General features: G+C 49.4%; 13 protein-coding genes. 1 reads left to right on the top strand and 12 read right to left on the bottom strand.

Annotated elements, in window-relative coordinates:
- Window position 1 precedes the first annotated feature (1 nt).
- From R70331_RS05720 to R70331_RS05670, 12 genes are all read right to left on the bottom strand, one after another.
- Window positions 2-619 (bottom strand): hypothetical protein, encoded by a 618-nt coding sequence (locus R70331_RS05720; RefSeq protein ID WP_042173621.1) that lies wholly within the window; start codon window positions 617-619, stop codon window positions 2-4.
- 61 nt (window positions 620-680) lie between these two features.
- Window positions 681-1,178: a hypothetical protein gene (locus R70331_RS05715; protein WP_042173619.1), complete on the bottom strand. Its 498-nt coding sequence runs from the start codon at window positions 1,176-1,178 to the stop codon at window positions 681-683.
- A gap of 20 nt (window positions 1,179-1,198) precedes the next feature.
- Window positions 1,199-1,579, bottom strand: coding sequence for a hypothetical protein (locus R70331_RS05710; protein WP_042173617.1), 381 nt, complete (start codon window positions 1,577-1,579; stop codon window positions 1,199-1,201).
- 14 nt (window positions 1,580-1,593) lie between these two features.
- Window positions 1,594-1,737: a hypothetical protein gene (locus R70331_RS31445; RefSeq protein ID WP_156131081.1), complete on the bottom strand. Its 144-nt coding sequence runs from the start codon at window positions 1,735-1,737 to the stop codon at window positions 1,594-1,596.
- Between the two features lie 6 nt (window positions 1,738-1,743).
- Window positions 1,744-1,953, bottom strand: coding sequence for a hypothetical protein (locus R70331_RS05705; protein WP_042173615.1), 210 nt, complete (start codon window positions 1,951-1,953; stop codon window positions 1,744-1,746).
- 97 nt (window positions 1,954-2,050) lie between these two features.
- Window positions 2,051-2,920, bottom strand: a complete 870-nt coding sequence (locus R70331_RS05700; protein WP_042173613.1) for a hypothetical protein — start codon at window positions 2,918-2,920, stop codon at window positions 2,051-2,053.
- Between the two features lie 11 nt (window positions 2,921-2,931).
- Window positions 2,932-3,981 carry a hypothetical protein gene (locus R70331_RS05695; protein WP_042173611.1) on the bottom strand — a complete coding sequence of 350 codons (1,050 nt, stop codon included), beginning with the start codon at window positions 3,979-3,981 and terminating at the stop codon, window positions 2,932-2,934.
- A 13-nt stretch (window positions 3,982-3,994) separates the two neighbouring features.
- Window positions 3,995-5,455: a P-loop NTPase family protein gene (locus tag R70331_RS05690; protein ID WP_042173610.1), complete on the bottom strand. Its 1,461-nt coding sequence runs from the start codon at window positions 5,453-5,455 to the stop codon at window positions 3,995-3,997.
- Window positions 5,452-6,516 carry a P-loop NTPase family protein gene (locus R70331_RS05685; protein ID WP_042173607.1) on the bottom strand — a complete coding sequence of 355 codons (1,065 nt, stop codon included), beginning with the start codon at window positions 6,514-6,516 and terminating at the stop codon, window positions 5,452-5,454. Before R70331_RS05685 ends, R70331_RS05690 begins: the two co-directional genes overlap by 4 nt.
- A 24-nt stretch (window positions 6,517-6,540) precedes the next feature.
- Entirely contained in the window at window positions 6,541-7,308 is a 768-nt protein-coding gene (locus R70331_RS05680; RefSeq protein ID WP_042173606.1) for a CpaB family protein, read from the bottom strand.
- Between the two features lie 114 nt (window positions 7,309-7,422).
- Complete coding sequence (gene purU, locus R70331_RS05675) at window positions 7,423-8,319, bottom strand: formyltetrahydrofolate deformylase (protein ID WP_042173604.1); 897 nt, start codon at window positions 8,317-8,319, stop codon at window positions 7,423-7,425.
- Between the two features lie 52 nt (window positions 8,320-8,371).
- Window positions 8,372-9,499 carry a deoxyribonuclease IV gene (locus R70331_RS05670; protein ID WP_042173602.1) on the bottom strand — a complete coding sequence of 376 codons (1,128 nt, stop codon included), beginning with the start codon at window positions 9,497-9,499 and terminating at the stop codon, window positions 8,372-8,374.
- Between the two features lie 172 nt (window positions 9,500-9,671).
- Here R70331_RS05670 and R70331_RS05665 point away from each other — a divergent pair, with 172 nt between their 5' ends.
- Entirely contained in the window at window positions 9,672-10,136 is a 465-nt protein-coding gene (locus R70331_RS05665; RefSeq protein ID WP_042173599.1) for a DUF2621 family protein, read from the top strand.
- The last annotated feature ends 4 nt before the right edge of the window (window positions 10,137-10,140 follow it).

Genomic DNA, 10,140 nt, shown 5'->3' with positions numbered 1-10,140 from the left:
TTTAATTCTCTTTTATATTCGCAATTTGTTTGAAAGTCTGGCTATTTTTCATATGAACACTCACATAAAATTCTTTAAATGTATCATTGTACAAATATGCTTGATACGTGGACAACTTCTCCCCTGAATTAAGCTTCCAAGTCCATAACGCTTCTTTACTATTCACAGTAGCATAAAATTTTTGAGGCATATCCGTTACTGATCTTTCCCCAAAATTCAAACGCCACTTATCACTTAAATCTTTCGATGAAAACTGTACAACTGACTTACTATTATTCTGAATCGTAATTTTCGTCCAGATGAAATATTTCTTATCCCCGTAATATCCGTATTTTTTAATGAGCGATTGGGCTGTTGGTGAACTGGACTCATAAATCATAATTTTTTCGAGCGTATAACTAAATCCTTCTTTTTCAATAGTTACCGGCAATTCAACTTCCTTCACCAACCCGTACTTTGCAAGGTTATCTCTCATAATCGGCGCTGCTGTAGCTTTTGTTGCCGGAGTAGCTGTCGGCTTAGCTTGCGCTGCGGATACCTCAGAAACCCCGCTACAAGGCAGGACAAACATAGATATCGTTGCCGTTGTGAGAATGGTTTTAATAATCGACTTTTTCATAATCATATCCCCTTTAATTGTTTTAGTTTTAACTCCTGGTCTGAACTAATGAAGCCCCCGCCTAATCCCCCATCCTATACTCCTGCACTGCCGGAACAACGATGGCCTCTTGGACTTTTGAACGGGAGATCAGGACGGGATGCTGTGTTTCGATGACGGCGATGACAGAGGGTCCTTGTATGTATTTGGTAATGCCGTATGTACTGTCTTCATAGAGAAACGGAAAAGCAACACCTGTTGAATCATCGACAATGTCGAATTTTACAATCTTCACTTGTGTTTGCAGCCGGCTGCCTGCAAGGGGCGATAAGCCTGCATCAAGCCCCAGATTGAGTTGCAGCGACTCCCGGAAGGTGGTGTATGCTTCAGCAGGATTGATGATTAAACGTCCCTGCGCCCGTGCGGTCTCGCTCAGCTCCTGTGATGCATCATGCACGGCATTGTTATTAGCGTCTTTAAGCATGCTGCGCAGAATGTCCCACTCCTGATTTTGAATCTGAAAAAACCAGGAGTAGACAAAGATCAGCAGGACAAAGGCCAGTTTGATTACGTAGTCCATCGCTCAGAACCATTCCCTAATTAGTCTAGGTATTCACTCATTATGGAACCGTGCCCGTAGTAACGCGCCGGCTGAGACTTTCCCGAGAAGTCGTAAGGAAACAGATTTAACCGGGGCGCACTAATGTACACATCGATCCGCTGCTTACGCTCCTGCACAGTCTCTGTATTGCTTGAAATATCAATGGAAGCCTCAGGAAAACCAACAGCCTTAAGGTTGGCTATGACCTCACTTTTCATAGAGCTGGTGACCAGACCTTCTGTAGCAGCTTTTTGTGTAATGTACGAGGTGTTGGCTTTGACCTGCAAATCCAGAAGATAATCAATATAAGTAAAAATAGGCTGAAGGAGAATAAATAAGACCAGCCACATGAACAATGCCCGCAGGACGGTTTCCTTCACCCGGATCCCTCCTTCTAGTACTGTTCAACTTGCTTGGTGTGCTGGATAATATCATCCTGGCTGCCGCCGATTATATTCGTAGCCGCAGCGATAAAGATCCCGGCGACCACAAAACCGATGGCCAAAAACATGGCAACTGAAATGGAATCCTTTTTCATAACGGATCAGGCCAGAGGAAAGATCGTTCCGTCAGCAGCTGCAACCCGGTGTTGTTCTAGAGGCTGGCTCATTGTCACACCAGGAATCGTTGGTCTGTTATCATCTGCAGCTCCCACTACATCACGGACTACAGGAATTAGAATTGCGATAACAATAGCCACACACAGGAATCCGATAGCGATAAACAAACCGGTAGAAATAGCATCTTTCTTCATTGTTAAAATCTCCCTTTTCATTTTATATTTTTAATGGATGTTTGAATATATCAAAAACCTCATATAAGCAAATTCTTAGCTTCCTGAGCTAATCAAATTACTGGAACATCCCCACCCCGTTGAAATTCCCTTTAATCAGCATGATGTACTGCATCGCCAGCGAGACGATCATCAGAAATGTGGCAATCGACGGTATGACATTAATGAGCGTGGAGACATCGCCGATGAAGGACCATTTTTTCAAATACTGATCGCTGGATATTTTGGTAATAATCTTACCCTGCTCCCGCAAATAATTCGCCGCTTCGGTATCATCGTCCATCCCTTCTGTAGCCAGCAGAATCGACCGGATATCATTAATAAAAGCATGGCTCTCCGGAAATTTGCCGCAAAACCACTCGATCGCCTTTTCCGTGCCCTCATCCACCGCCCGCTCGGACAGCTCATACAAATCCTGACGGATATAATGAAACTGATTGGCCGTTCCCGCGCAGAAAGCGCCGAACTGTACATACCCGCGCTTACGCAGCCGGTTATTCTCGTATAGCCGGATAAAGGAGATCAGCTCGCCGTCCTTTTGGATCAGCGTTTTCTGATACAGCCAGGCGAGCAGCCAGCCAAACGGCAGATAACGCATCGGGCTGCTGATAATCAGGATAAGCAGGGCAACCAGCAGATCCATACCGGAAAAAGGCGCTACCCGCACAAAACTGCCAATTCCCTGAACAGCCAGATAAATCAGCGCAGCCGAGTAACGGAAAATGGTGATTTTACCTGCTGATACCGAAAGTCCGCTTGCCTGTAGCAGCTGCTGCAGCCGTTCATTCTGGAGCTTTTCCCCAAATGAGGCCCACTTGATGCCAAGCCTTAATGCATAACGCTCCTGCCTGGTGCTGCTGCTCACAAAAACCAGCAATGACAGATATACAACCCCGCATACCGCAACCAAAAGCAACAATCGCTCCATTACAATTCTCCTCAGTGGTAATCCAGTTTGGGTCTGGCAAGTATGGTACTAATGATGAAGGAAATGAACAGTCCCGAAATAATGACCATCAGAAAGGCAAGTCCGACCTTCGTCTGGAACTGCAGCTTGAAATAAACGTCGGGTTTGAGCATATACATAAATGTTCCTACAGAGGACACCAGCACAACCAGATTGCCGTACAATCCCAGGCTGATTGCATCACGGCTGCCAGCTTTTACCGTTAAAATAGTCTCGCGCTGCTGCTCCATTGAGCGGTTAAGCATCATAAGCGAGCTTTTGAGATAACGGGTCCCCTCCTTCTCGCAATACAGCAGATCCGACACAAATTCTATGGCAAAAGTAGTGCCGATCGCACCTGAGAACCGCATCGCCTCCTCTTTGAGCTCATATTCATTGCTATAGTTGGAAAAAGCCGCTCCCAGCAGCCTTAGCGGGGTCTTGAGCACGTTATCCTCAGTCAAAAAATCCGCCGTCTTTGATAAAATACTGTCCACCGACAGATGTGTAAATTTGGAGGCAATTTTGATCACATCAAGCAGATCATAGCTGCCGCGCACTTTTCGCTGGGCATAGGTGTATCTCATCCGCAAATACGGAATACTCGCTGCGAGACCAGAGACAAACAGCGGAAGACGCCAGGCCTCCTGAACCGGCATACGTTCCCCGAAGCTGACTCCCTCCAGAAAAGGATTACTAAAGCTCATATGCCCGGGCAGCTCCCTGAGCGTAAGCAGGGTGGACAGGAAAACTGCAGCGAATAGACCTGCTGTCTGGAGCGAGAAGCGCATTACACTGATTCCAGGCTCATATCTCCGTTGTGCAAAATACAGCAGATCATCCAGATGCCGGTACAGCCAGATCCGCTTATCTCCCCTGCTGACTTTTTTGCGTAAAAGACTTCTCCTGAGGTTCATCCGCAGATCAAACTTTTGCCCGAACTGCCTCAAATGCCGCTCAATCAGCGGCTTTACCATCAGCCATAGACCGAAGACAACCAGTAAATGAAGGGCCAGACGGATCAGATAAAAGACAAGCTCCACACTTAACTCCCCCTCATTCGTTCAACACAATCCTCGACTTCAGGCTTTCCTTCAACGACTCCTCCATTGGCTTCATGGCTGCCAGGTGTCCCAGTTCCCGGATGAATACGCGCGTGGCTGCGGCATTCTTTTTAGTCATCCTGGTCATCAGCTTCCCGGTCAGCTTGTCATTATAGCACCAGGCCGACCGCCCCTCCTCCCAGCGCATCAGGTCATTGGCAAATACCGAATTGCGCTCTTCGTCATAAAACACCTCGGAGATCCTTACCAGCCGCTTCTTCCCGTCCGGGACACTCTCGAGAATAAACACCAGCTCACAGGATTTCAGTGCCGAGATCAGATGCCCTTTGAGGCTGCCTCCAATCCGGGTAGAGACCGCAAAAGCTCCCTGATACGGAATATCCTCCGAATCGACTGTATGGAAGGTTCCAGTAATGCCGTCGTAGCCCTTCTCGCCGCTCCACAGATAGAACTCCCACTCGTTGTACCGCATTTCCGTCATATAGAGAATATTCGGATCATGGCGCAGCGACTCCACCCCGACCTCCATCAGCTCCTCGTTGGCAGCCTGAATCGGAATAATCCGGTGTCCTTTGATCTGATACGGCAAAATTGACTCCGGATGCTTCTCAATCATCACCACGCCCATGCAGGAGCTTGATCCCAGCAATTGTTCACCGACGATCGTGTTGGCAAAGGTGGTTTTGCCCGAACCGACAGCACCGGCGATGATTGTGTTGCGGAAGGTAGCTGTCAATGCTCGGATTAGCTCAATGGCTTCCGCAGGGATACATTCGGTGCCCGCCTGATCCTCCAGATCAAGGAACTCAACCACCTGCCGCCGCATGGAAATGGTCGTAAAGCCGTCCCATACTCTGGGTGACACCCAGATTGCAAGCCGGATGAACCGGCCGGGCCACAGCGGATCATCCATCTTGAACTCGACTGAGGGATTGTCCTTGTTGAGCTTTTTGTCAGGGTCGCTTTTGAGGAGAGAGCGTTTGAGCTGCTCCACCCGGTCCAGCGAAGGCATATCATACGGATAAGCTACAAATTGGCCGCGGTAATTATAAAAGATCTGCCGCCCGATCATCTGCAGCCCGGTAGATTCGCTATAAGCGCGGTCAGTAAACCAGCGGTATGCCGGACCAAATCCCTTCCATTCATGAAAAAGCGCCTCTGCAGCAGTACGGTAAGCCTCCGGCACCCGGCCGGTAAAGGGGGTCTTACGCAGATATTTTTCAATCTCATTCATAAAAAAGCTCACCGCCTGCGCATCTCCCGTCAGCGCCTTGGCATTCAGTTCAAAATAGCTGTCGTCCTCCCGTTCCAGCCCGGCGTTCATGTCCTGCTTCATCTTTTGCAGAAAAGTATAGAAATCTTCCTTTCCCGGCTTACTGGTACGGAGTACGCTCTGTTTCAGAGAAAAAAGACTGTGTGTCTCCATTAGCAGGGCTTCATTGTATTCAATCATTGAAAGATTCCCTTCCTCCGCACTTCCGCTGCAAGCCCCAGTGACACCAGCATTGCGTGAACCTTGTCGTCTACCTGCTGCAGCTCTTTTTTGCCTAAGGGCAGAGTGTCAAGCAGCGGCTGATAATACGGCAGCTCCAGCAGAATCTCACAGCCGAAGCGCAGCGCCAGGCTTTTAGGTGAGGTCATCTCCTCCAGATTGCTGCGGTTCACAATCCACTGAAAATCCTGCGGATGCAGATCCATATGCCCGGCAAGCTCCATCAGAGCCTGCAGCCGGTACTCATGCCGGGGATGTGTAACCATCATGCGCAGCGCTGATTTCTGCATTCCGGTGTACCATGCGGCGCTTTCCGGAATCGAGCCGAAATCAGCCACAACCACATCAGCGTACAAATGCGCCTCTGCCAGCAAATAGGATATTTCATCCTCCTGATAATCATGGACACTCAGATAGTCAAAGTTACCAGGCAGATACATATATCCATCCTGCTTAATCAGCCCTTCGAAATCCTCACCGTGGAGCATTTTGCCTGTGATCCGCGGCCGCAGCCTATCCAGGCTGATTGTTGCCTTACGGTCATAGCCGGGATCATACAGATCCAGCCCCAGCAGAATCACGCGGAATCCCGCTGCTGCAATCCGTCTGGCAAACAGCTTGGCTACACTGGTACAGCCGATTCCCGGACCGGAACCGAAAAAACCTACCAGGCTGCTCCGTTCCTCATGCTCCTCCTCCATGATGTACCGCAGCTTTTCAATAATGGCCGAAGCTGTTGAACGCGGGGGAACGAACATGATTCCCAGACTCTCGCACTGCATATGAACAGCCTGATAGCCGCGGACTCCCCTTTGCAGATACAGGTACAGGATGGTGGATTGCACAAAACTGCTTCTTAGCCCGCTCAGAGCGGAGACAGGCACCTGTTCACTCGTTACCAGCAGCAGATGGCCTGCGGCATGTGCCGGCTCGGGCAGCACATTTTGCGTTATCACCGTAAAACCGGCCAGCTTCAGCTCATTAATCGTCAGCTGTGCTATACCTAAACTGAAGATTTTCATAGAACGCCCTCCTTTCTGTTTCCTTTATTCCACGCGTACAATCCACAGCTTCAGGCCCTGCTCCAGATACTGTCCCAGCAGCTCACCGTCACTCTTTTTGAGCTTTAACTCCGGTGTCGCTACTTTTCCGGTAGAAGTTACGCGGTTGTTGGTATTGCCATTTTCCGAATCAAGCACATCGTTGTTATCCTCGGAACGTACATAATTTACAGTAACGCCGTTTAAAAAAGATTTGGGTACAGCTGATGCAAGTCCTGCTTCTTCCGCTCCGCCGCCAGAAGCAGGACTACCTGCCGGCTGTAGAGTACTCCCGGTGTTAACGGTTTTGCTTCCTGTGTTGTTCGCTTTGTCGCTCGCTACCAGGTAAATATCCACCTTGTCTCTGCTGCGCAGCGAGCCGTTGATGGCATAGATCGCTTCTTTGGGAATGGGGAAAATACCCTCATCCGCCTGAGGCTCCAGATCGCTTACATCCACCAGAGAATCAGTCAGTATGCTTCCGTCCATCAGATTCACATTGGTAATTTTGTTCTCCACCTGACTTAGCTCCGTAATGACACCTGAAGGGATGTCTTTGGTCTGTACGGAATCGAGATAGAGATCCCCTTGCTGCAGCTGATAATTTTTGGGTATGAAGCCGCCATCAGCGGCTCTAATCTTAACCACCGTCTGAGACAGCACATATGGCTTCAAATACAGGTCGTATCCGAGCAACCCGCCGAAGCCGGTAAACAGAATCAGAAAGGCAAAAAGATAATTGCGTTTTAACAGTTGTCCGCGCTGTGAAGCCAAGCCCTTACCTCCCTCTAGAACCGTTTTTAGGAACAAAAAAAGGCACTTTGGCAGACTTCGCCAAAATGCCGGTAAAATACTTTTTTACCTGTAATGCTCTTCAGAACTATTAGGTTAGTTAAACACTACAGTTTTGTTGTGATGAACCAGAATGCGGTCTTCAATATGCCACTTCACAGCCCGTGCCAGCACGACCCGCTCAATCGTACGGCCGATCCGCTTCAGCTCGTTCACATCATCGCTGTGGCTAACCCGCTGCACGTCTTGCTCGATAATCGGTCCGCCGTCCAGCTCTTCCGTTACATAGTGAGCAGTTGCGCCGATAATCTTTACCCCGCGCTGATAGGCTTGTGCATAAGGCTTACCCCCGACGAAAGCAGGAAGGAAGGAATGGTGGATATTGATAATCCGGTGCCGGTAATGCTCGATGAAGGACGGCGAGATGATCTGCATGTAGCGGGCCAGAATGATTACATCGATGTCGCTGCCGATAACCTCAAGCTGGCGCTTCTCAGCCTCAGCCTTGGTGTCAGCTGTAACCGGGATATGATGGAACGGAATACCGAAGGATTCAACGTAAGCCTGCATATCTGTATGGTTGCTCACCACCATGGCAATATCCGCATCCAGATCACCGGCCTGCCATTGCCAGAGCAGCTCCACCAGACAATGGTCTTCTTTTGAAACAAAGATCGCCAGTCTCTTCTTATGGGATACATTAAAAATCTGCCAGTCCATCTTAAAGCGCTCAGCAACTCCGCCAAAGATATTGCGCACTTCATCCAGCCGCTCATCCAGCTTGGGCAGATCAAATTCCACTCTCATGAAGAACATGCCGCCGTCCGGGTCCATCGTATACTGGTCTGACTGGACGATATTAGCTCCATGCTGATACAAAAAATGCGAGACAGCCGCTACAATACCCGGCCCGTCCGGGCAAGATATGAGCATCCGCGCCCGGTCCGGATATTGTCCGCCTGAAGAATGATCTCTTTTCACATGCAATTCCATAATCCCCTGTCCATCCTCTCATCTGCTAGCGCAATCTATAGTTCAGTTCAGCCTAAGCGTTAACCAGTACCTGCTTGCCTGCAAGATAAGCAATCAGACGCTGATTAAGCGCCTCCTCGCTAAGCTGCGGGAAAAGCCCGGCCGCCAGAACATTGTCATACAGCCGTTCCAGCGGTTCACGCGGATCTGCCTTTTTAGCCTTGGCATCGTTCTTGAGCAGCTCCCACACGTCAAGCACATAGCGGCGCGGATCAATCTCCTGCTTGGTGAAGAACGAATGCAGCTCCTCTACCTCCTGCAGGAATTCCGGTCCGAAGCGTTCTGCCACATTACCGCGCAGCAGAGCGATTTCGATCTCATACATCGGACGGAGCTTCTTGGCATCCTTCCCGATCCATGGAGTCTCCAGAATAAACGGCAGTCCTGCAAGCGCTTCGTGGTGAACGACCTTATTAATCGTCTCGAAGCCGATCCAGCCTGAACCAATCGGAGTATGACGGTCCTTACCTGCTCCGCGCGGATTTTTGCTGTCATTGATGTGGATTACACCAAGCCGCTTGAGGCCGATAATTTCATCGAACTGACGGAGCACCCCATCCAGATCGCCTACGATATCATAGCCGGCATCATGAATGTGACAGGTATCCAGGCAGATGGACAAGCGCTCGTTATGTTCGACTTTATCGATGATGGAGGCAATCTCCTCAAAGCTGCGGCCGATCTCCGTTCCTTTGCCTGCCATCGTCTCAAGGGCGATATGAACTTCCGTCTCGTTCGTACCGCCAAGCACTTCATTCAGGCCATCGGCAATCCGCTGAATACCGTATTCTGCATCCTTGTCGGTAAAAGCCCCCGGATGAAGCACAATATGCTTGACCTCCAGCTGATGGGTACGGCGGATCTCCTCCTGCAGGAAATCAACAGCAAGCTGATAAGTATTATCCTTATAGGAACCCAGGTTAATAATATAGGGAGCATGAACGACAATCTCTTCAACGCCGTTCGTTTTCATTGTCAGCTTGCCTTCAGCCGGATACATTGCTTCAATCGGCTTGCGGCGCGTATTCTGCGGCGCTCCCGTATATATCATGAACGAACTGGAACCATACTCATTTGCTTCATTGGCTGCGCTAAGGAGACCCTTGTCCGCGCAGGACACATGTGAACCTATTTTCAGCATGCCTTTTTTCCCTCTTTCCTTCACGAATTAACCCTTATTCTACCGTGATCGGGAAAATAAATCTAGGCAAGCTCCGGCCGGCCGTTTCCGCTTCGCAAAACTTTGGAAATACGCTATACTCTAGAAGTGAAATCAGTTTGTGACAATCCTCATTGTCAAAGGCGGTGTATACATGTCTTTTACATTAGATTTCAGGTTATTATCGTCAGTACCAAGCAACTGGTTTATGAACTCCATCGCATTTTGGACCTTTTTACTGCTGGGCTGCATGTGCATCGGCGGTTATTTTATGTTCCGCAAATTTCTGAAGGTTCTGCCCAAAGCAGACGGCAGATCCAAGCTCGACTGGCAGAATTATTGGGTAGAACGCAGCCGGCCGCTGTGGAGCGATGAGATGAAGGCTTTTCTGGATCAGCTGGTACAGCCGGTTCCCGGACCCTTCCGCGATATCGCCAAGCACTCCATCGCTGCCGAGATCGGCAAAATCGCCGTAGAGAGCGAAGCTCCGGCGGTGACCCGTGAGCACTGCATCAAGGGCTATATCATGGCTACTCCGCGCCGGGATAACAAATTTCTTATTTCTTTTCTCGAAAAAAACGGTATCGACTATTCTCCCTACCGCCATCTGATTAAGTGAACCG

This window comes from Paenibacillus sp. FSL R7-0331 (assembly GCF_000758645.1).
Taxonomy (GTDB): domain Bacteria; phylum Bacillota; class Bacilli; order Paenibacillales; family Paenibacillaceae; genus Paenibacillus_AQ; species Paenibacillus_AQ camerounensis.
The sequence above is the reverse complement of the archived record's forward strand: the minus strand, read 5'-3'. Positions and strand labels throughout refer to the sequence as shown.